Origin of the sequence: Achromobacter sp. (assembly GCF_032113835.1) — a bacterium.
In the GTDB taxonomy this organism is placed as follows: domain Bacteria; phylum Pseudomonadota; class Gammaproteobacteria; order Burkholderiales; family Burkholderiaceae_B; genus Achromobacter.
On the sequence record NZ_DAMCTG010000016.1, the window covers coordinates 17,477 to 38,041 of the forward strand.

Below are 20,565 nucleotides of genomic sequence, written 5' to 3' on the forward strand. Positions count from 1 at the left end.
AAAACAAGCCCTGATCGTAACAAAATGGGCCTTCCCGCGCCTCACGGTGATACAGTTTCGGCCCCGAACCGGTGCTTTCGGCGCATCAGGTTGGGCAAGGACGCAACACTTGCCCGCCGCGAGCGAAAGATAAACGGGAAACAGGAAGACGCCCCCGCAGTGCCGCGCCGCCCGCTAGGCCGCCGCAGCGCCGCCAGTCCAGCCTGTGCTGCCCCCGCAACGGTCCCCATGCGCGCCTGGCGCCCATGGCAGCCCGATACCGGCCTGTTCGCTCGTCAGGATGCCTGTTCCCCGCCGCCCGGCCTTTCGGCCCGCCCGGCGCGCCGGCATCCTTCCCATCGTGAATGGCCTGCGGGGTCGCGGGCTGCACCGAGGTCTTGTAGATGAAAGCCCGCTCCATCCGGCGCTATGCCGGCGCCCTGCTCTGTTCCGCTCCGGCCATCGCCGCCGCCCAGCAAACCGCTCCCGCCACGTCCGAACTCGACAGCATCACCGTCACCGCCCAGCGCGTGCCCACCGACGGCCGCACGCTGCCGGTGTCGATCTCGGTGATCACCGCCGAGGACATCGCGGCCAGCAGCGCCCGCACCATGCAGGACCTGCTGTCCACGCAGGCCGGCATCAACCTGATCAACACCACCAGCTCCAGCGACAACGCCATCGTCGACCTGCGCGGCTTCGGCATCACCGGCGCCAGCAACACGTTGATCCTGATCGACGGCGTCAAGCAGAACACCAACGACCTGTCGGCGCCCAGCCTGGGCGTGGTGCCGCTGGACCAGGTCGAACGCATTGAAATCGTGCGCGGCAGCGGCTCCGTGCAATACGGCGGCGGCACCACCGGCGGCGTGATCAACATCATCACCCGCTCCGATTTCGCCAAGGAACCGGTCACCGCACGCGCCACCGCCACCTTCGGCAGCTACGGCCTGCGCCAGTACGACGCCGCGGTCGCGATGAACAACGAAAAGGTGGGCGTGGACGCCTACATGCAGTCGCTGCACAGCAACGGCTACCGCGACAACAGTGGCGAGCGCCGCGAAGGCGGCGGCGGCGGCATCACCTTCCGCCACGACGACGGCTCGATCCGCCTGTACGGCCGCACGACCACGCAGAAGCTGGAACTGCCCGGCCCCCGCTCGATCAACCCGTTCACGGGCGTTAACCAATTCGAGGACGATCCGCGCGGCTCGAAGAACGACGTCGACTACGTCAAGACCACGACCACCACGTTCGGTCTGCAACTCGAGCAGGCCATCGGCGCCGGCGTGCTGTATTCGGACCTGTCGACCCGCGAAAAGAAGCTCAGCGGCCTGACCTACGACGGTTTCGGCGACACGCTGCGCGACCAGAAGCTGGAAGAGAACATCGCCAGCGTGCGCTACCGCCTGCCGATCAACGGCGGCCACAGCGTCGTCTTCGGCGCCGATGCGCAGGAAGCCAAGACCACCGCCGACCAGAACGCCTACTACGACTTCGAACCGTCGAAGTGGCAGTCGCGCCAGCATCAGTACGGCCTCTTTGCCGAAGGCCAGATCCGCGCCACCGACAGCACCTACATCACGGCGGGCGTGCGCCGCCAGTACGCGTCCGACGACCTGGAAGTGATTTCGGGCTCGGGCACGCCGTCCGACAGCAGCCACCACCTGACCGCCTGGCAGCTGGGCGTGCGCCAGGACCTGTCCGGCGGCTTTGGCGTGTACGGCAAGGTCGGCCGCAGCTTCCGTCTGCCCAACGCCGACGAACTGCTGTCGGTCCAGTCGCCCCTGGCTCCGCAGACGTCCACCGACAAGGAAATCGGCGTCACCTGGCAGTCGGCCAGCAGCAGCGCGCGCCTGTCGTACTTCCGCTATGACCTGACCAACGAGATCCAGTACAACCCGCTGGCCGACGGCCTGTGGGGTCCGGGCACCGGCGCCAACACCAACCTGGATCCGACCCGCCGCCAGGGCATCGAGCTTGAAGGCCACACCGCGCTGTCCAGCAGCGTCAGCGTGGACGCCAACCTGACCTGGATGGAAGCGCAGTTCCGCTCCGGCACCTACGCCGGCGTGGACCTGGCCGGCAAGACCGTGCCGCTGGCGCCCAAGTGGCTGGCCAACGCCGGCGTGACCTGGCGCCCCACCGATGCGTTCCTGTGGAACGTGTCGGCGCAATACGTCGGCAAGTCGCGCATGGACAACGACCAGGCCAACCAGTTCGACAAGGAGCTGGACGCCTACGTGCTGTTCAACACCAAGGTCGCGTACAAGTTCACCCGCAACATCGAAGGCGCGGTGGGCGTGAACAACATCTTCGACCGCCAGTACGCCACGTACGGCATCCGCGGCGGCAACGCCTCGTTCGAGATGCTGGGTCCCGTCGCCAACTACAGCCTGTACCCCGCCCCCGGCCGCAACTTCTACGCGTCGCTCACGCTACGCTACTGATTGCCGCCTGGCGGACAGGGCCTGCCGGTCTGAGCCTTTGTTGAGGTTCAGGGTCCGCGCAGGCCCTTTTCTACATTTGTGCCCACCTGACGGAGCCGCCGCATGATCTTTCAACGCGTCCTGACGACTGCCGGCGTTGCGCTGAAATTGACCCTGACGCCGGCGCCGACGTTGATGCCGATATTGGCATTGACCCTGGCGCTGTCTCCGCTGCTGGCCCACGGCGCCCCCGTCATCCAGGTCCAGGATGACCGCGGCCGGACGGTCGCGCTGGACGCTCCCGCCCGACGCGCGGTCACGCTGGCGCCCCATGCCACCGAACTCATCTACGCCGCCGGCGCAGGCGGGTTCATCGTGGGCACGGTGATGGGCAGCGACTACCCGGCCGCGGCCCGTGCGCTGCCCGTCATCGGCGACGGCACGCAGCCGGACGCCGAGCGCGTCGCCGCCGCCCGCCCCGATCTGCTGATCGCCTGGCAACCGTCCGCCGCCGAACCGCTGACGCGCGTGATGGACAAGCTGGGCGTTCCCGTCTTCTACAGCGATCCGCTGACGCTCGCCGCCATCCCCGGCGCGGTCGAGCGCATGGGCCAACTGTTCGGCACCGAGCCCATCGCGCGGGCCGCCGCGCAGGACATGCGCACACGGCTCGATGCCCTCAAGACGCGCTACGCGGGCCGCCGCCCGGTGCGGGTATTCGTCCAGGCCGGCCTGGATCCCATCTACACCCTGAACGACAGCAGCATCGTCAGCGACGCGCTGCGGCTGTGCGGCGGCGTCAACGTCTTCGGCCAGGCGCCCATCGTGGCCCCGCAGGTCACGCTGGAAGGCGTGCTGGCCGCCCGGCCCGAGGCCGTGCTGGCCGGCGTCTCGCGTCCGGAAGACACGGCCAGGAACCTGGCCGCCTGGCAGGCGATGGGGCTGCCGGCAGCGCGCAATGGCCACATCTATGGCGTCAATGCCGACGCCCTGTACCGGCCCGGTCCCCGCCTGATCGACGCGGCCGAGACCCTCTGCGCCGACCTGGACCGGGTGCGCTGACGCGCGCGATCCGCAAATAGTGGAACGCGCGGGCCAGCACCCGGCCCTGCCCTCCTGCGGACTGCTTTATCATTCGGCATCAGCCAGCCAGTCCCCCGCGGGCCTCGCATCGTGCGCGCCCGCCCTTTGAAGCACCGCCATGACCACACAAGACACTCTCACCATCGCCGGCCGCGCCTATTCATCGCGCCTGCTCGTCGGAACCGGCAAGTACAAGGACTTCGAACAGACCCGCGCGGCCCTGGACGCCAGCGGCACGGAAATCGTCACCGTCGCCATCCGCCGCACCAACATCGGCCAGAACGCCGGTGAGCCGAACCTGCTGGACTACGTCCCCACCTCGAAATTCACGCTGCTGCCCAACACCGCCGGCTGCTACTCCGCCGACGACGCCGTGCGCACGCTGCGTCTCGCCCGCGAACTGCTCGACGGCCACGACCTCGTGAAGCTCGAAGTGCTGGGCGACCCGCACACGCTGTTCCCCAACATGCCCGAAACCCTCAAGGCCACCAAGACGCTGGTCGATGAAGGCTTCAAGGTCATGGTCTATTGCACCGACGACCCCATCCAGTGCCGCATGCTCGAAGACATGGGCGCCGTGGCCGTCATGCCGCTCGCCTCGCTGATCGGCTCGGGCATGGGCATCCTGAATCCCTGGAACCTGCGCCTCATCATCGACCAGGCCCGCGTGCCGGTCGTGGTCGACGCCGGCGTGGGCACCGCGTCCGACGCCGCCATCGCCATGGAACTGGGCTGCGACGCCGTGCTGATGAACACCGCCATCGCCGGCGCGCGCGACCCCATCCTGATGGCCAGCGCCATGAAAAAGGGTGTCGAAAGCGGCCGCGAGGCCTTCCTGGCCGGCCGCATGCCCAAGAAGCTGTACAGCGGCGCGCCCAGCTCGCCCACCGAAGGCCTCATCACCGGCGGTCCCGCGAAATGAATTCCCGCCAGCCGGCCGCCAGCGGCCGTCCCATCCCCAACGCGCTGACCATCGCCGGCGTCGACCCCTCCGGCGGCGCCGGCATCCTGGCCGACGTCAAGGCCATGAGCGCGCTGGGCGCCTACGGCTGCGCCATCATCGCCGCCCTCACCGCGCAGAGCACCCAGGGCGTGACCGGCATCTCGCCTGTGCCGCCCGCCTTCGTCGGCCTGCAGATCGACACGCTGTTCACCGACGTGCGCATCGATGCGGTCAAGATCGGCATGCTGGGCCAGCGCCCGGTCATCGAGGTCGTGGCCGAAAAGCTCGCCAAATGGACGCCCGCGCACATCGTGCTGGACCCCGTCATGGTCGCCAAGAGCGGCGACCTGCTGCTCGAGAACGACGCCGTCGGCGCCATGCGCGAAGCCATGCTGCCCCTGACCACCCTGCTCACGCCCAATCTTCCCGAAGCCGGCGTGCTGCTCGAAGAGCGTCCCGTCGAGACCGTCAAGGAAATGCGTCGCGTCGCCGAACGCCTGCGCAACAAGCTGGCGCATTCCGGCGAACGCTGGGTGCTCGTCAAGGGCGGACACCTGCCCGGCAGCGAAACCATCGACCTGCTGCACGACGGCGACCGCATGATCGAACTGCCCGGCCACCGCATCGACACCGCCAATACGCACGGCACCGGCTGCACGCTGTCGGCCGCGCTGGCGGCGCTGTTGCCGCAAATCGGGGACGTACCAGAATCCGCCAAGCGCGCCAAGGCCTATCTGACCGAAGCCATCCGCCACGCCGAGCGCCTGTCGGTCGGCTCAGGCCACGGCCCGGTCCACCATTTCCACGGCTGGTGGTAAGCGTCCGTCGGCCTGAAACATCTGCCGCACGGGCGCGCCGTCACAGGACGCTACGAATCGGTACAATGGCCCGTTGATTCCTCTGTTTTTTCTGACCGTCATGAACGCTTCGACCCTGCCCGACGTAGAACAAGCCCGCTTCAATATGGTGGAACAGCAGATCCGCCCGTGGGACGTCCTGGACGCCAACGTGCTGCAAGCGCTGTTCGATGTGCGCCGCGAACAATTCGTTCCGCCGGCCCTGCGTGGCCTGGCGTTTTCCGACCTGGAGCTTCCGCTCGAGATCAACGCGGTCAACACGCGCCAGACCATGCTCGCTCCCAAGGTCGAAGCCCGTCTCGCGCAGGAACTGCTGCTGACCAAGTCCGACTGTGTGCTCGAAATCGGCACCGGCTCCGGCTACCAGGCCGCCCTCCTGGGCTACCTGGCGCAACAGGTCACCTCCGTCGAAATCGACAGCCGCCTGGTGACCTTCGCGCAGCAGAACCTGCAGATGAACAACGTCACCAACGTCAAGGTCGAAACCGGCGACGCCCGCAATGGCTGGGGCTCCACCGAATACGACGCCATCCTGGTCACCGGTTCCGTGCCGGTCGTGCCGGACGCGCTGAAGTACCAGCTGCGCGTGGGCGGCCGCCTTGTCGTGGTGGTCGGCCAGACCCCCATCATGACGGCCTGTCGCATCACCCGCACCACCGCCGCCAGCTTCGAAACCGTCAAGCTCTTCGAAACGGTCATCAAGCCGTTGCGCGGCGTCACGGTGTCGCAGTTCAAGTTCTAACTCCGCGACCTCGCCGCCTTCCGCCCGGCCCCCATGGGGCCGGCGTCACGTCCGGCGGCCCGGCGTATCGTTGAAAGATCATGCGCGTCCGATCACTTACGGCTTTACTGGTTTTCACCTGCGCCGCAAGTGCCGGCCCGCTGACTGCGTCCGCCCAGAACCTGGTCCAGGTCTGGCAGGCCGCGCTGGGCAATGACCCCACCTACGCCGCCGCGCGCGCCAACTACCGCGCCGGCCTAGAAAAAGAACCCCAGGCCCGCGCGCTGCTGATGCCCCTGATCACCGCCGAAGCCGGCGGCGCCTACCAGGAAACCCGCAGCACCCGCGGCCTGTCCTACGCCTACAGCGGCGGCCGCGGCGTGTGGGACCTGGCGCTCACCCAGCCGCTCTTCGACTGGGGTCGCTGGCAGAACTTCGAGCAGTCCAAGCTCATCGTCGCCGACGTCGAAGTCCAGCTGCAGCAGGCCTATCAAGACCTCCTCTTGCGCGTTGCGGACGCCTACTTCAACGTCCTGTATGCCCAGGACACCCTGACCGCCACCGAAGCCGAAAAAACCGCCGTCGCCGGCCAGCTTGAATCCGCCAAGCGCAACTTCGAGCTCGGCAACGCCACCATCACCGACACGTACGAGGCCCAGTCGCGCTACGACCTCGTCGTCGCCCAGGAACTGCGCCTGCAGAACGACCTGGAAGTGCGCCGCGACGAACTCGCCAAGATCATCGGCACACAGCCCGGCGCGCTGGCCGAACTGCCCTACGGCGTGCAACTGCCCGCCCCCCAGCCAGCCCGCATCGCAGACTGGAGCAACCAGGCCGCAAGCTCCAGCCTCGAAGTCCTGCGCGCACAACTCCTGACCCGCATCGCCGGCCGCGAAATCCAGATCGCCAAGAGCGGCCACTACCCCACTCTGAACCTGCGCGCCACCAGCGGCAGCGCCAGCGACGCCGTCATGCGCAACGCCGCCCCCGGCAAGCCCATCGACAACACGATCGGCGTGGTCCTCTCCATCCCCCTCTACTCCGGCGGCGGCGTGTCCTCGCAAGTCACGGAAAAGGTCGAGTTGGAACAAAAAGCCCGCTACGACTTCGAAACCGCCCGCCGCCAGGCCGTCCAGGCCACGCGCCAGTACTACACCGGCGTCACCAGCGGCCTGGCCCGCATCCAGGCCCTGGAGGCCGGCGAAAAATCCAGCCGCGCCGCCGTCGAAGCCAACCGCACCGGCTACGAGGTCGGCGTGCGCATCAACCTGGACGTCCTGAACGCCCAGCAGCAGCTCTACGCTACTCAACGCGACCTGGCGCTGGCGCGCTACAGCACGGTGCTCTCGGGCCTGCGTTTGAAGGCCACCAGCGGCATCTTGGCGGAATCGGACCTGGAAGCGATCAACCGGCTGCTGCAAACGCCGCGCTGAGGGGCGGTGCGGGTCATGCGACCGGTGTCAGACACCCGGGAGCATCTCCTTGAATTGAAGGTCATCTCTTGGGGTGTCAGACACCTCGACTTCAGGGAGTCAGACACCTCGACTTCCGATCGCTCCCCCGCCAGCGCGCGAGCGCACCCCGCCACGACGCCCCTCCGACCCAACGCCGGGTTGCCGCCGTCCGGGCGGCAGCAACCCGGCGGCCCCGCAGATTCCCTACCCCGCACACAGGTCTTGCAGCGCCACAAACCAAAGACCCTCGTAGCACGGCGTCGTGGTCCCCGTGGGCGCGAGCGCCGTCGATGCGCCCGAGGGAATCTGAAGGGAGCCGAAGGCGGACGAAGATGACGAAGGGGCAGTCCGGAGCGAAGGCTCCGGACCGCAATCGTGGGCGATCGTGCCCACGGGGACCGCGGCGCCGGGCGACCTACAAAGATCTACGGCACAACCTACGAATATCTACGGCACGCCCCACGCAGATCCGCGGCACAACCTACGAAGCCCCACGGCACGCCCCACGAAGATCTACGCCACACCCTACGAAGCCCTACGGCAAAGCCGCCCCCAGAACCACAAAAAAAAAGGCGGCCCAAAAAAGCCGCCTTTCCATTCATCCGATAGACAAATCCAACGCCATCACCCGCCCTGAATCTTCTTCACCAACGCCGTAGTAGACCGCTCAAACTCAAAGGGAATCGCAACGGCACGCCCCCCCCAGCTCTTCACCAGCGCCGTCTCCGGCAACGTCTCCATGTCGTAATCGCCACCCTTGACGATCAGATCAGGCCGAAGCTCCCCGATCAATGCCTCAGGCGTATCCTCGGAAAACGACGTCACCACCGACACAAACCCCAACGCCGCCAGCAACGCCGCCCGATCTTCCATCCGGTTCAAGGGCCGCTCCGACCCCTTCCCCAGCAGCCGCACCGACTCATCGGTATTCACGGCGACAATCAGCGTCGCCCCCAACTGCGCCGCCTGATCCAGATAAGTCGCGTGCCCGCGATGCAGGATGTCGAACACCCCATTCGTGAACACCAGCGGCCGCGGATAGCGGCCAGCAGCAACGGCAGCGACGAGTTCGTCGCGGGACAGGACCTTGGATTCGAAGCGGGCGGCAGGCATGCGGCGATTATAGGAGGGATCAGGCGCCGCCCAGGATGATCTCTTTTTCCTTCGGCACGATCAGCGCCGACACTTCCTTCCGGTAGCGGTTCAGGTCCTTCACCGTCTCAAAGCTGCGGTCCATCAGCTTGGACAGGATGTGCAGAATCCGCGTCGCCACCTTCTGCTCCCACACCCCGTCAAAGCGGATCTGCGTATCCAGCCAGTGCTCCAGCCAGCCCGGCTCCGGCAGGCGCGACTGCACCGTATCGTTCGGGAACAGATCCTTGTTCACGTGCAGATTGGTCGGGTGCAGCGCCTGCTGCGTGCGGCCCGCCGACGCCATCAGCACCCCGATCTTCGAGAATGCAACACGCGCCTCTGCGCTCGTGTCCTGCCCGCGGTCATGCAGCGCGCGGCGCATGTATTGCAGATAGGCGCCGGCGTGGCGCGCTTCGTCCTGCGCCACCGTCTTGTAGATCGCCTTGATCACCGGCTCCGTGTGCCATTCGGCCGCACGGCGGTACCAGTGGTTCAGTCGGACCTCGCCGCAGAAATGCAGCATCAGCGTTTCAAGTTCCGGGGCCTTGTCGAATTCGAAGCGCACGTTGTGCAGCTCTTCTTCGGTCGGCACCAGATCCGGGCAGAACCGGCGCAGGTACTCGATCAGCACCAGCGAGTGTTTTTGCTCTTCAAAGAACCACACCGACATGAACGCGCAGAAATCGCTGTCGCCGCGGTTGTCGCGCAGGAACATCTCGGTGGCCGGCAGCGCCGCCCACTCCGTGATCGCGTTCATCTTGATCGTGTGGGCTTGCTCGTCCGAGAGCTTGCTGCGGTCGAAATCGCCCCAAGGAATGTCATGCGCCATGTTCCAGCGCACCGCTTCCATGGTTTTGAAGAGTTCAGGATAAAGCATTGTCTGCCCTTGTATTCGTCCCGCTAGTGGGGCTATGAAAATTGATGAATGGCGCGCGCGTTCTTATAGGCTCGGGCGCTGCATGCCACTTTGCGCAGCGCTATTTTTCGCCGTCTCCCGCGAAGCTATGATGACCGTTTCATGAATGAAACATGACAGTAAGGTCTAGATCATCGCGCCGCCTATCGGGTCAACGCCCATATCGCGACCCCGACCGCCAGCGCCAGCACGCCAACCAGCGCTGCAACCAGCCGGTTGTTCTGCTCTTGTGCGCGGCGTAACTGCATCATCTCGGCCAGCATCGCCGGCGAGACATTGGGTCGGCTCAGATGGTCATGGACCAGCCTGGGCAGCGCGGGCAGCATTTGCGACCACTGCACGGCCTCTTTTTCCAGGCTTTGCCGCAGGCCCTTGAATCCGACACGCTGACGCATCCAGCGTTCCAGATAGGGCTTGGCGGTCTTCCAGAGATCGAGGTTGGGATCGAGCTGACGGCCCAGTCCCTCGACGTTCAGCAGGGTCTTCTGCAACAGGACCAGCTGCGGCTGGATTTCAACGTTGAAACGGCGCGAGGTCTGGAAGAGCCGCAGCAGCACCTGCCCCAGCGAGATCTCCGACAACGGCCGGTCAAAATACGGTTCGCAGACGGCGCGCACCGCGCCCTCCAGCTCTTCTTCGCGCGTATCGGGCGGCACCCAACCCGACTCGATATGCAGTTGCGCCACGCGGCGATAGTCGCGGTGGAAGAAGGCCAGGAAATTCTGCGCCAGGTAATTCTTGTCGAACTCCGACAGCGAGCCCACGATGCCAAAGTCCAGCGCGATATAGCTGCCCAACGTGCCGGGGCGGTCCGACACGTAGATGTTGCCCGGGTGCATGTCGGCGTGGAAGAAGCCGTCGGTGAACACCTGCGTGAAGAAGATCTCCACGCCGGTGCGCGCCAGCGTCGGAATGTCGATGCCGGCCTCGCGCATGCGCTCCACCTGGCCCACCGGCATGCCATACATGCGCTGCATCGTGAAGACGGTGGAGGCCGTGTATTCCCAGATCACCTCGGGCACGATCAGCATGTCGCCGCGGCCGGATTCCGGGCCGAAATTGCGGCGCAGCTGGCTGCAATTGGAGGCCTCGCGCACCAGGTCCAGCTCGTCGTGCAGATACTTGTCGAATTCCGCCACAACTTCGCGCGGCTTCAGGCGGCGGCCGTCGGCGCCCAGGCGCTCGATGATGCGCGCCACGACCTTCAAGAGCGACATGTCCTTTTCGATGATGCTGAGCATGCCCGGACGGAGCACCTTGACGGCGACCTCACGGCCATCGTGCAGCACCGCGAAGTGGACCTGCGCGATGGACGCCGACGCCACCGGGTCCACGTCGAACTGCGCGAACAGCTTTTCTGGCGGTGCGCCCAGCGCCGCCTCGATGCAGGCAGCCGCCTGCGCGGACGGGAACGGCGGCACTCGGTCCTGCAGCAACGCCAGTTCATTGGCGATGTCGGCGGGAATCAGGTCGCGGCGGGTGGACAGCACCTGCCCGAACTTCACAAAGATGGGACCCAGCGACTCCAGCGCCAGACGCAGCCGCTGGCCGCGCGGCGAGCGCGGACGCGTGCCCAGGCGCATGACGCGCAGCAGGCAGGTGGCCAGCGGGTGATTCAGGCTGGACAGGACAAGCTCGTCCAGGCCGTAGCGCAGCGAGACGACGATGATGCGAAAGAGGCGCAGCAAGGGGAACATGGATCAGGCGCCCCGCTTTGCGCCGGCCGAGGCCAGACGGGTTTGCAGCGCCGCCGCCGACCGCGCCAGCGCATCGGCGCGCGCGTTCAGGTCGGCCAGGTCCAGGCGCCATTGCTCCAGCGCCGGACGGCCCGCCAGCACGCCGCTTTCTTCGGACAGATATTCAGAGACATTCTCGGCCAGCCGCTGACCCGCATTGCGAGCCCCGCCGGCCACCGCGCGCGCGCCGCCCACGATGCGCAGCGCGGCGATGTCGCCCACCAAACGGGCGAGCGCGTCTTCCGGATCCCACCGCAACTGCTTGGACAGATCCGCCACCACCTGCGCCAGCGCCGCATCGCCAGAAATATGTGTGGCCTCCGCGAAATCGGGCTTCTCGTGCCCGGCGCCCAGACGCGGCAACGGCAGCTTGTCGGGCGATACGGTCAGCGCGACGTCGGGCACCACGGCCGGGTCGGCCTGGTCGGCCAGCCCGTCGCTATCGATGGACAGGCCCAGCGTGAATCCGCCCATGACGAAACGCACCGTCTTGCCGGCATGCCGCGCCAGGCGTTCGCGCGCCCAATCCTCGCGCCGCAACAGGGCGTTGAGGGCGCTGACGGCCAGGCGCTTCGGGGTGGGCAGGAACGAAAAAGGCAGCATGGGCGGTTGCAAGGACCCGGGAGGGCTTGCCGAAGTTGATGGGTAAATCGGGAGTGTAACGGGTTAGATGAGAGCCTGTTTTGCGGAAGACACATGAAAAACCGGCCCTTTGGGGGCCGGTTCATGCGGACGCCGTGACGGCGTCCGCGGCAGAGGGCCGGTCGAGCCGGACCGCCAGGGATTAGCTGGCGTGTTCCACCGGGATCTGCTGGATGCCGGCCAGCAACCAGCCGCCATTGGCCGGCTTGAACAGGTTCCAGACTTCTTCGAAGCGGAAAGCCTCCGCGCCCGGGGCCTCGCGCAGCATGCCGGAGAAGCGCACGCTGGCCAGGTGACCGTCGGAAACGGTTTCGATGCCCAGCATCTCGGCGTTCAGCAGGACCACTTCGGTCTTGTTGGGCGCCGCGCCGCGCTCAGCCAGTTGCGGCTTGAGTTCGGTGATCAGGTCGTCGGTCAGGAATTCACGCAGACCGTCGGTGCTGCCGCTGTCCCAGACAGCCTGGATGCGGACGAACTGGTCCTTGGCTTGCTTCAGGAAGGCCGGCGTGTCGAAATCGCCCGGCACGAACCAGTTGTTGTCATCGCCCGCCTTGGGCAGAACGGCCGGCGGCTCGATGGGAGCGGCGGCCACCGGCGCGGCGGCTGCCGCTGCGGGTGCGGCGGCGCCCGGCTTCAGCGATTCACGCCACATCGGCTGCTGTTGCTGGCCCGAGGCATTGTTGTTGCCGCCGAATGCGCCCTGGGTGGCAGTGCGCGGACCGGCGCCACGCAGGCGGCGGATGATGAACATGACGGCGAAGACGACGGCGGCGATCAGCAGCGCGGACGACAGGAATTCCAGGAACGCGCCCGACAAGCCCATGCTGGAGAGCAGCGCGGCGATACCCAGACCGGCGGCGATGCCGGCGATGGGGCCCAGCCAACGCGAAGCGCCGCTCTTGGCGGCGGCGCCCGCTGCGCCTGCCGTGGCGGCGCCGGCGGCTGCCGGTGCGGCGGTGGCGCCCGCGGTGTTGCTGTTGGCAGCCGGCGGCGTCGTGGCCTGCCGCTGCGTCGTGACGTTGGAGGATTGACGGCCCACGCTGGAGCCGCCGCCGGCGCGACGGGCTTCGGCGTCAAACGACGCCGTCACCAGCGCGGCGCCCGAAACGGCGATGAGCGCTGCCGCGACAAAGCGCGAAAGACAGAATTTGGACATAGGTTTGCTCCCTCGTACTCGCGCCCCCGCTGCCCCGAGCAACGGGAGGGCCTCGCAATACGCGAGACCATCTGCGCGACTTTTCTTACAGTAATCTGAATGGCGTAAGAATAACGGACAAGCCGCCGCCCCACAAGTTCCCCGCGGGACGGCGAAACTCGCCGTGGTCGCCGGGCGTCAGCCCAGGCGAACGCCTTCGTGCAGCGCGGCGATGCCGGCTGTCAGGTTGAAATATTGCACCCGCTCCAGGCCGGCGGTGCGCAGCATGTCGGCCAGGGTCTCCTGGTCGGGGTGCATGCGGATGGATTCGGCCAGGTAACGATAGCTGGCCTCGTCCTTGGCGATCTTCTTGCCCAGCCACGGCAGCACGTTGAAGGAATACCAGTCGTACGCCGGGGACAGCGGCTTGGCGATGCGCGAGAACTCCAGAACGAGCAGCTTGCCGCCCGGTTTGAGCACGCGGGTCATTTCGGCCAGGGCGCGGTCCTTGTGGGTCATGTTGCGCAGCCCGAAGGCCACGCTGACGCGGTCGAAATAACCGGTGGGGAACGGCAGGCGCTCGGCGTCGCACACCGCGGTGGGCACCAGCAGGCCAGAGTCGGTCAGGCGGTCACGGCCCACGCGCAGCATGGAATCGTTGATGTCGGTCAGCCAGACCTCGCCCGTGGGGCCGGCGCGCTTGGCGAAGGCGCGCGCCAGATCGCCCGTGCCGCCGGCGATGTCCAGGACCTTCATGCCGGGGCGGATGGCGGCGCGGCCGATGGTGAAGGCCTTCCAGACGCGATGCAGGCCCGCCGACATGAAATCGTTCATGACGTCGTAGCGCTGGGCGACTGAATGGAAGACTTCGGCGACCTTGTGGGCCTTTTCGCCTTCGGGGACCGATTGAAAGCCGAAGTGCGTGGAGGTCGAGCCGGATTGTTGCGATTCGGAGGGGTTTTGCATGGTGAATTCCCGATATATCGGTCAATGGTAGCCTATCGGGCGCGCGCCTGCGGCGAGCCGGACCCGCCGAATGACGCGCTGCGGTCACATACCTGAAATATTGCGGCCATACTATCGCAATGTTCGCGCCGCGCCGGCGCTCAGAAGTGTGCCCAATTCGATATGTCCAGCACCATCCTCGTCGTCGAAGACGAACCCGCCATCCAGGAACTGATCGCCGTCAACCTGTCCTTCGCCGGCCACAAGGTGCTGCGCGCCTTCGACGCCGACCAGGCCCAGACGCTGATCCGCGCCGAACTTCCCGATCTGATCCTGCTGGATTGGATGCTCCCGGGAACCTCCGGCCTGGCCATGGCGCGCAAGCTGCGCAACGACGAGCGCACCCGCGCCGTCCCGGTCATTATGCTGACCGCCAAGGGCTCCGAGCAGGACAAGGTGGACGGCCTGGAGGCCGGCGCCGACGACTACATCACCAAGCCCTTCTCGCCCAAGGAGCTGATGGCCCGCATCAAGGCCGTGCTGCGCCGCCGCGCGCCGCAGCTGACTGACGACGTCATCGACGTCGGCGGCCTGAAGCTCGATCCGGTGACGCATCGCCTGTCGGGCAACAGCCAGTCCCTGCAGATCGGTCCCACCGAATTCCGCCTGCTCCATTTCTTCATGACGCACCCCGAGCGCGTGTTCTCCCGCTCGCAGCTGCTGGATCAGGTCTGGGGCGACCACGTCTTCGTGGAAGAGCGCACGGTCGACGTGCACATCCGCCGCCTGCGCAAGGCCCTGGAACCCAGCGGCCATGACGCGCACGTGGAAACGGTCCGCGGCAGCGGCTATCGGTTTACGGCACAGCTCCCCACGCGGTAAAACTAGCGCACGATGATCTGGCTGCGCACGCTTATATTTGTCGCCCTGTGGGCGGTGGTTGCCTTATTGGCGCAATGGCTCATTGGAGACCCCACGGGCTGGATCGTGTTTTCGGCCTCGCTGACCGTCATGCTGTTGTGGCGCAGCTGGCGGCTGACGCTGGTCTCCCGCTGGGCCAATCAACCCGACTCCGCCCCGCCCGCCTCCGTCGGTCCCTGGGACGACATTCTTGCTCCGCTCTATCGGTACACCCGCGCCCGCGCGCGTGAACTGGCTGAAACCCGCGACACCATGCAAGGGATGCTGGCTGCCGCCCAGGCCCTGCCCGATGGCGCCGTCACGCTGAACGAAGATTTTCAGATCGACTGGTGCAACCGCATGGCGCGCCAGCATCTGGGCCTGCGGCTGCCGGCAGATCGGGGACATAACCTTCTGAATCTGCTGCGCGCGCCCGAATTCGTGGAATACGCGCATCGCCCGTCCTGGCCCGAACCCATCCTGGTGCGGCTGGGGCAGCAGGGCCAGGAACGGCTGATGATGATGCAGTTGACGGCCTACGCCAGCAACCAGCGCCTGCTCATCACCCGCGACGTCACGCAGATCGAACGCCTGGAAACCACGCGCCGCGATTTCGTCGCCAACGTCTCGCACGAACTGCGCACGCCGCTGACGGTGCTGGCGGGCTTTCTGGAAACGCTGCGCGACATGCCCGACGACGCCCTGCCGCAAGAGCAGCGCGAGCAGTACATCGACATGATGCACGAGCAGGCGCACCGCATGCAGGCCATCGTGGAAGACCTGCTGACGCTGTCCACCCTGGAATCGTCGCCGGGCAGCGATCCGCGCGCGGTCAACATGGGCGCGCTGCTGCAGAAGGCACGCCAGCAGATCGAGGCGCTGTCGGGCGGCCGGCACGAACTGGTCTGGCACATCGACGAATCCCTGGACGTGCTGGGCGCCGAAAACGAGCTGACCTCAGCCCTGTCCAACCTGCTGACCAACGCCGTGCGCTACACGCCGGACGGCGGCACCATCACCGTGCGCTGGGAACGCGAGCCCGAAGGCGGCGCGTGCTACAGCGTGCAGGACACGGGCATCGGCATTCCGGCGCGCCATCTGCCGCGCCTGACCGAACGCTTCTACCGCGTGGACCGGGGCCGGTCGCGCGCCGTCGGCGGCACGGGATTGGGCCTGGCGATCACCAAGCACATCGCCATGCGGCACGACGCCGAACTGCTCATCACCAGCGAACCCGGCAAGGGCAGCGTCTTCTCGCTGCGCTTTCCCGCCGACCGCATCGCCATCGCCGAAACGGCCTGATTCCCACCCGCGCGGGCGCCTGACGACGCTCTGCGGGTGGTAAATTTTTGGCCATGCGCATCCTGGTCATTGAAGACGAACCCAAACTGGCCGACTACCTGAAAAAGGGACTGTCGGAACAAAGCCATGTCGTGGACGTGGCGCGCGACGGCGTGGACGGTCGCCATCTGGCCTTGGAGGGCGCGTACGACCTCATCGTGCTGGACGTCATGCTGCCTGGCGTGGACGGCTTCGAGGTCCTGGCCTCGGTGCGCGCGCAAAAGGACACGCCGATCCTGATGCTGACCGCCCGCGACGCGGTGGAAGACCGGGTCCGCGGCCTGGAGGGCGGCGCCGACGACTACCTCGTCAAACCCTTCGCCTTTTCCGAGCTGCTGGCGCGGGTGCAGGCGTTGCTGCGCCGCGGCCGCTCGCAGGAACCCACGCTGCTGCGCCTGGCCGACCTGGAGCTGGATCTTGCCAGCAGGCGCGCCCAGCGCGGCGGCCACCGCCTGGACCTGACCGCCAAGGAGTTCAGCCTGCTGGCGCTGCTGCTGCGCAGACAAGGTCAGGTGCTGTCACGCACCACCCTGGCCGAACAGGTCTGGGACATGAACTTCGACAGCGACACCAACGTCATCGACGTCGCCGTGCGGCGCCTGCGCGGCAAACTGGACGATCCCTTCGACACGAAACTGCTGCACACCGTGCGCGGCATGGGGTATGTGCTGGAGTCGCGCGACGCCCCGGGCGGCAGTCCCCGATGATCCGCCCGCGCGTGCGGTCCATGCAGGCGCGGCTGACGCTGCTGTTGGGCGCCATCGCGCTGCTGGTCTCAAGCCTTGCCGGGGCCACCCTGTTCTGGGCGCTCAAGCGCGAGGTCGAGCGCCAGGAGATCACCGAAGTCAGCGGCAAGCTCGAGCTCATCGACCACCTGATCGACATGCAGAACAGCGCCAGCGGCCTGCACGATCTGGCGGCCACGTTCGACCAGATGCGCGCGGGGCAGGGCCAACTTGGCATCTGGATCGAGGACGCGCAGGGCAAGGCCGTCTACGGCGGCGCCCCGCCCGAGACGCTGGCGTCGCCGGACGGCCGCCAGGTCCTGCTTGAGACGCCCGATGGCGGCCGCATGCGCGGCCTGCGCGTTGCGATGAACGATCGCATCCTGCCCGGCGCGCAGTTGACGGTGGCGGTCAGCACGCGAACCAGTTCGCAGTTTCTGTATGCCTACGGCACAGCCCTCGCGCTGATCTGCGCGCTGTGGGTAGGCGCCACCGTCGTCCTGGCAGCCTGGGCCGTGCGGCGCAGCATGGCGCCCGCGCGCCGGCTGTCCGGGCAGGCGGCAGACATCCAGCCCGACAACCTGGCGCGCCGCCTGCCGCTGGAAGACACCGACCGCGAACTGCACGATCTGGTGCGCTCCTTCAACCGCACGCTGGACCGGCTGCAGGCGGCCTACCAGCAGATGGAGGGGTTCAATGCCGATGTGGCGCACGAACTGCGCACGCCGCTGGCGACGCTCATCAATGGCACGCAGGTCATGCTGTCCGCGCCGCGCGACGCCGCCGAGCTGCGCGACGCGCTGGAATCCAACCTGGAAGAGCTGGAAGACCTGAAGACGCTGGTCAACGACATGCTGTTCCTCGCCCGCGCAGACCGCGGCGAACGCGCGGCCGATCTGGCGCCGGTGTCGCTGGCCGCGGAAGCGCGGCGCGTCGCGGAATACTACGAAGCCACGCTGGAGGAACACGGCGTGCAGCTGCGCTGCGAGGGCGACGCCACCGTGGCCGCCAACCGGGGACTCGCGCGACGCGCGCTGGCCAACCTGATTTCCAATGCCATCAAGGCCACGCCGCCCGGCGGCGAGATCTTGCTGACCTGCACGCGCACCGCCGCCGGCGCGCGGGTCACGGTCCGCAACCCGGGCCCGCCCATTCCCGCCGCGGACCTGCCGCGCATCTTCGACCGCTTTTTCCGCGCCGGCCCGACGCGCGCCCCGCGCAGCGAAGGCCACGGCCTGGGCCTGGCCATCGTGCGCGCCATTGCGCACATGCATGGCGGCGAGGTCGATGCGGTGTCCGACATCACCGGCACCGTCGTCGGCATCACGCTGAAGGATCCCGCAGCAAACGCGAACATTACAAAAACGTAATCTGCGCGACAGGATCGGGTCACCCCCGGTTTTCTAAAGTGCCATCACGCTCATTCCCTCTGCAAGGATTCTCGTGAAAGGCACTCTGCTACGCACCTCGTTTGCCGCCCTGGCGCTCATGCTGTCCGGCGCGGCGCTGGCCGCGGGCGATCACGCGCATGGCGGCCACGCCCAGCCGTCCGCCGCGGCGCCCATCGGCACGCCGGGCGATCCGGCCCGCGTCACGCGCACGGTCGAGATCGACATGAACGACGCCATGCGCTTTTCGCCCGCCGCCATCGACGTCAAGGCCGGCGAAACCGTCCGGCTGAACGTGCGCAACTCCGGCAAGATCCGGCATGAGCTCGTGCTTGGCACCGATGCCGATCTGCAGGCGCACTACGCCATGATGATGAAAGATCCCGGCATGCGGCACGAGGAACCCAATGCCGTGTCGCTGGAAGCCGGCAAAAGCGGCCAGATCGTGTGGCGCTTTGACACGGCGGGCACGGTGTCGTTTGGCTGCCTGGAGCCCGGCCACTATGCCGCCGGGATGAAGGGCGCGGTGTCGGTGCTGTGACGCCCTCCGCGCCGGCGTATCCTTTGAACAAACATTTTCCGCCTGGAGCATCATGAACATTGCCCGTCTCACACGCTGCCTGGTCCTTGCCGCCGTCCTCGGCGCCCCCGCCATCGCGGCCGCGCAGGCCACCGTGAAAGTCGAAGTCTGGAAGACGCCCACCTGCGGCTGCTGCGAAGACTGGGTCAAGCACATGCGCGACAACGGCTTTGACGTCGTCACGCACGACGTCGACGACACCGGCCCCATCCGCCGCAACGCGGGCATGGCCAACTACGGTTCCTGCCACACCGCGATGGTGGACGGCTACGCGGTCGAAGGCCACGTGCCGGCCAGCGACGTGCGCCGGCTGCTGCTCGAAAAGCCCGACGCGGCGGGTCTTTCCGCCCCCGGCATGCCGCTGGGATCGCCGGGCATGGACGGCCCGGAGTACGGCGGGCGCAAGACGCCGCACGACGTGGTGCTGGTCGACAAGCGCGGCGGCGCCAAGGTGTTCCAGGCCTATCGCTAGCGCGCGCTTGAAACAATTCACCCACACCGCCTCAATGGCTACTCCTTGCACTGCAGCAAAAATGGTCCACAATAAATAATTGCGTTTCTCACCAACCCCTTGGCAGTCATGGCACAAATCGTCCTGTTCGAGAACATCCACCCGAGCGCCCGCGCCGTCTTCGAGGCCGCCGGCTACACCGATATCGTCACGCATGCCGCGGCCCTGCCGCCGGCGCAATTGCACGACGCCCTGCGCGGCGTGCAAGTGGCGGGGATCCGTTCTCGCACGCATCTGGACGCTGCCCTGCTGTCCGGCAACCCCGACCTGCGTGTCGTCGGATGCTTCTGCATCGGCACGAACCAGGTCGACCTGGACACCGCCATGCAGCGCGGCATCCCGGTCTTCAACGCGCCGTTCTCCAACACGCGCTCGGTCGCCGAGCTGGTGCTGGGCGAGGCCATCCTGCTGCTGCGCCGGATCCCCGAAAAGAACGCCCGGGTCCATCAGGGCCACTGGGACAAGAGCGCTGCGGGCGCGTTTGAGACGCGCGGCAAGACGCTGGGCATCGTCGGGTACGGCAACATCGGCTCGCAGATCAGCACCCTGGCCGAAAGCCTGGGCATGCGCGTCATCTATCACGACGTCGAGGCCAAGCTGCCGCTGGGCAACGCCCGCCCCGCCGGCACGCTGAACGACCTGCTGGAACAGGCCGATGTCGTGACGCTGCACGTGCCCGGCGGCAAGTCCACCGAAAACATCATGAACGCCGAGACCATCGGCCGCATGCGCCGCGGCGCCATCCTGATCAACGCCTCGCGCGGCGCGGTCGTGGACATCGACGCGCTGCACGCGGCGCTGAAATCCGGTCACCTCGCCGGCGCCGCGCTGGACGTGTTCCCCACCGAACCCAAGAGCGCCGACGAACCGCTGGCCAGCCCGCTGATCGGCATGCCCAACGTCATCCTGACCCCGCACATCGGCGGCAGCACGCAGGAATCCCAAGAGAACATCGGCCGCGAAGTTGCCGAAAAGCTCGTGCGCTTCCTGCAGGCCGGCACCACCAAGGGCGCGGTCAACTTCCCCGAACTGCCGTATCTGGAACAGGCCGGCGGCACCCGCATCCTGCACGTGCACCGCAACGCCCCCGGAGCGCTGGGCGCGCTGGACAACCTGATGGCGCAGCACGGCCTGAACATCGTCAGC

Annotated in this window: 19 protein-coding genes; 13 read left to right on the plus strand and 6 right to left on the minus strand. The window is 67.0% G+C overall.

The annotated features are described in order from the left end of the window. Positions 1 to 383: 383 nt before the first annotated feature. The 6 genes from RT697_RS08695 to RT697_RS08720 all read left to right on the plus strand — a co-directional run bounded on the left by RT697_RS08695 (position 384) and on the right by RT697_RS08720 (position 7,445). A complete protein-coding gene (locus RT697_RS08695; RefSeq protein WP_313698170.1) occupies positions 384 to 2,429 on the plus strand; it encodes a TonB-dependent receptor in 2,046 nt (681 codons plus the stop codon). A 174-nt stretch (positions 2,430 to 2,603) separates the two neighbouring features. Next, positions 2,604 to 3,470, plus strand: a complete 867-nt coding sequence (locus RT697_RS08700; RefSeq protein ID WP_313698245.1) for a cobalamin-binding protein — start codon at positions 2,604 to 2,606, stop codon at positions 3,468 to 3,470. Positions 3,471 to 3,609: 139 nt separating this feature from the next. Beyond that, the gene (locus RT697_RS08705; protein WP_056564704.1) at positions 3,610 to 4,413 is read left to right on the plus strand and encodes a thiazole synthase; all 804 of its coding nucleotides are present in this window, start codon (positions 3,610 to 3,612) and stop codon (positions 4,411 to 4,413) included. Continuing rightward, complete coding sequence (gene thiD, locus RT697_RS08710; RefSeq protein WP_313698172.1) at positions 4,410 to 5,252, plus strand: bifunctional hydroxymethylpyrimidine kinase/phosphomethylpyrimidine kinase; 843 nt, start codon at positions 4,410 to 4,412, stop codon at positions 5,250 to 5,252. Before RT697_RS08705 ends, thiD begins: the two co-directional genes overlap by 4 nt. A gap of 100 nt (positions 5,253 to 5,352) precedes the next feature. Beyond that, the gene (locus tag RT697_RS08715; RefSeq protein ID WP_191579260.1) at positions 5,353 to 6,033 is read left to right on the plus strand and encodes a protein-L-isoaspartate O-methyltransferase family protein; all 681 of its coding nucleotides are present in this window, start codon (positions 5,353 to 5,355) and stop codon (positions 6,031 to 6,033) included. Between the two features lie 80 nt (positions 6,034 to 6,113). Continuing rightward, entirely contained in the window at positions 6,114 to 7,445 is a 1,332-nt protein-coding gene (locus tag RT697_RS08720; protein ID WP_313698175.1) for a TolC family outer membrane protein, read from the plus strand. 645 nt (positions 7,446 to 8,090) lie between these two features. On the opposite strand, the gene RT697_RS08725 is transcribed toward RT697_RS08720, so the two are convergent. From RT697_RS08725 to ubiE, 6 genes are all read right to left on the minus strand, one after another. Then, on the minus strand, positions 8,091 to 8,579 hold the full coding sequence (locus RT697_RS08725) for an adenylyltransferase/cytidyltransferase family protein (protein ID WP_313698177.1): 489 nt from the start codon (positions 8,577 to 8,579) through the stop codon (positions 8,091 to 8,093). A gap of 19 nt (positions 8,580 to 8,598) precedes the next feature. Further along, on the minus strand, positions 8,599 to 9,477 hold the full coding sequence (locus RT697_RS08730; RefSeq protein WP_313698179.1) for a ferritin-like domain-containing protein: 879 nt from the start codon (positions 9,475 to 9,477) through the stop codon (positions 8,599 to 8,601). A gap of 182 nt (positions 9,478 to 9,659) precedes the next feature. Next, a complete protein-coding gene (gene ubiB / locus RT697_RS08735; RefSeq protein ID WP_105237180.1) occupies positions 9,660 to 11,213 on the minus strand; it encodes a ubiquinone biosynthesis regulatory protein kinase UbiB in 1,554 nt (517 codons plus the stop codon). A 3-nt stretch (positions 11,214 to 11,216) separates the two neighbouring features. Next, entirely contained in the window at positions 11,217 to 11,855 is a 639-nt protein-coding gene (locus RT697_RS08740) for an SCP2 domain-containing protein (RefSeq protein ID WP_313698181.1), read from the minus strand. Between the two features lie 181 nt (positions 11,856 to 12,036). Beyond that, positions 12,037 to 13,050, minus strand: a complete 1,014-nt coding sequence (locus tag RT697_RS08745; protein WP_313698183.1) for a TIM44-like domain-containing protein — start codon at positions 13,048 to 13,050, stop codon at positions 12,037 to 12,039. Between the two features lie 177 nt (positions 13,051 to 13,227). Further along, positions 13,228 to 13,995, minus strand: a complete 768-nt coding sequence (gene ubiE / locus RT697_RS08750; protein ID WP_313698185.1) for a bifunctional demethylmenaquinone methyltransferase/2-methoxy-6-polyprenyl-1,4-benzoquinol methylase UbiE — start codon at positions 13,993 to 13,995, stop codon at positions 13,228 to 13,230. A gap of 162 nt (positions 13,996 to 14,157) precedes the next feature. Here ubiE and phoB point away from each other — a divergent pair, with 162 nt between their 5' ends. From phoB to serA, 7 genes are all read left to right on the plus strand, one after another. Next, positions 14,158 to 14,856: a phosphate regulon transcriptional regulator PhoB gene (gene phoB / locus RT697_RS08755; protein WP_006227196.1), complete on the plus strand. Its 699-nt coding sequence runs from the start codon at positions 14,158 to 14,160 to the stop codon at positions 14,854 to 14,856. A 12-nt stretch (positions 14,857 to 14,868) separates the two neighbouring features. Then, a complete protein-coding gene (phoR, locus tag RT697_RS08760) occupies positions 14,869 to 16,176 on the plus strand; it encodes a phosphate regulon sensor histidine kinase PhoR (protein WP_313698187.1) in 1,308 nt (435 codons plus the stop codon). A gap of 53 nt (positions 16,177 to 16,229) precedes the next feature. Then, positions 16,230 to 16,922 (plus strand): heavy metal response regulator transcription factor, encoded by a 693-nt coding sequence (locus RT697_RS08765; RefSeq protein ID WP_313698189.1) that lies wholly within the window; start codon positions 16,230 to 16,232, stop codon positions 16,920 to 16,922. Further along, a complete protein-coding gene (locus RT697_RS08770) occupies positions 16,922 to 18,310 on the plus strand; it encodes a heavy metal sensor histidine kinase (protein WP_409517414.1) in 1,389 nt (462 codons plus the stop codon). The genes RT697_RS08765 and RT697_RS08770 overlap by 1 nt, the downstream gene beginning before the upstream one ends. 73 nt (positions 18,311 to 18,383) lie before the next feature. Beyond that, on the plus strand, positions 18,384 to 18,869 hold the full coding sequence (locus RT697_RS08775; protein ID WP_409517413.1) for a plastocyanin/azurin family copper-binding protein: 486 nt from the start codon (positions 18,384 to 18,386) through the stop codon (positions 18,867 to 18,869). Between the two features lie 52 nt (positions 18,870 to 18,921). Continuing rightward, entirely contained in the window at positions 18,922 to 19,380 is a 459-nt protein-coding gene (locus RT697_RS08780; protein WP_313698192.1) for a DUF411 domain-containing protein, read from the plus strand. 108 nt (positions 19,381 to 19,488) lie between these two features. After that, positions 19,489 to 20,565, plus strand: a 1,077-nt coding sequence (serA, locus tag RT697_RS08785; protein ID WP_313698194.1) for a phosphoglycerate dehydrogenase, incomplete at its 3' end; no start/stop codon positions are given.

Coding starts and splice junctions, on each gene's coding strand:
- RT697_RS08695 (WP_313698170.1), top strand. CDS start 384: ATGAAAGCCCGCTCCATCCGGCGCTATGCCGGCGCCCTGCTCTGTTCC.
- RT697_RS08700 (WP_313698245.1), top strand. CDS start 2,604: ATGCCGATATTGGCATTGACCCTGGCGCTGTCTCCGCTGCTGGCCCAC.
- RT697_RS08705 (WP_056564704.1), top strand. CDS start 3,610: ATGACCACACAAGACACTCTCACCATCGCCGGCCGCGCCTATTCATCG.
- thiD (WP_313698172.1), top strand. CDS start 4,410: ATGAATTCCCGCCAGCCGGCCGCCAGCGGCCGTCCCATCCCCAACGCG.
- RT697_RS08715 (WP_191579260.1), top strand. CDS start 5,353: ATGAACGCTTCGACCCTGCCCGACGTAGAACAAGCCCGCTTCAATATG.
- RT697_RS08720 (WP_313698175.1), top strand. CDS start 6,114: ATGCGCGTCCGATCACTTACGGCTTTACTGGTTTTCACCTGCGCCGCA.
- RT697_RS08725 (WP_313698177.1), bottom strand. CDS start 8,579: ATGCCTGCCGCCCGCTTCGAATCCAAGGTCCTGTCCCGCGACGAACTC.
- RT697_RS08730 (WP_313698179.1), bottom strand. CDS start 9,477: ATGCTTTATCCTGAACTCTTCAAAACCATGGAAGCGGTGCGCTGGAAC.
- ubiB (WP_105237180.1), bottom strand. CDS start 11,213: ATGTTCCCCTTGCTGCGCCTCTTTCGCATCATCGTCGTCTCGCTGCGC.
- RT697_RS08740 (WP_313698181.1), bottom strand. CDS start 11,855: ATGCTGCCTTTTTCGTTCCTGCCCACCCCGAAGCGCCTGGCCGTCAGC.
- RT697_RS08745 (WP_313698183.1), bottom strand. CDS start 13,050: ATGTCCAAATTCTGTCTTTCGCGCTTTGTCGCGGCAGCGCTCATCGCC.
- ubiE (WP_313698185.1), bottom strand. CDS start 13,995: ATGCAAAACCCCTCCGAATCGCAACAATCCGGCTCGACCTCCACGCAC.
- phoB (WP_006227196.1), top strand. CDS start 14,158: ATGTCCAGCACCATCCTCGTCGTCGAAGACGAACCCGCCATCCAGGAA.
- phoR (WP_313698187.1), top strand. CDS start 14,869: ATGATCTGGCTGCGCACGCTTATATTTGTCGCCCTGTGGGCGGTGGTT.
- RT697_RS08765 (WP_313698189.1), top strand. CDS start 16,230: ATGCGCATCCTGGTCATTGAAGACGAACCCAAACTGGCCGACTACCTG.
- RT697_RS08780 (WP_313698192.1), top strand. CDS start 18,922: ATGAACATTGCCCGTCTCACACGCTGCCTGGTCCTTGCCGCCGTCCTC.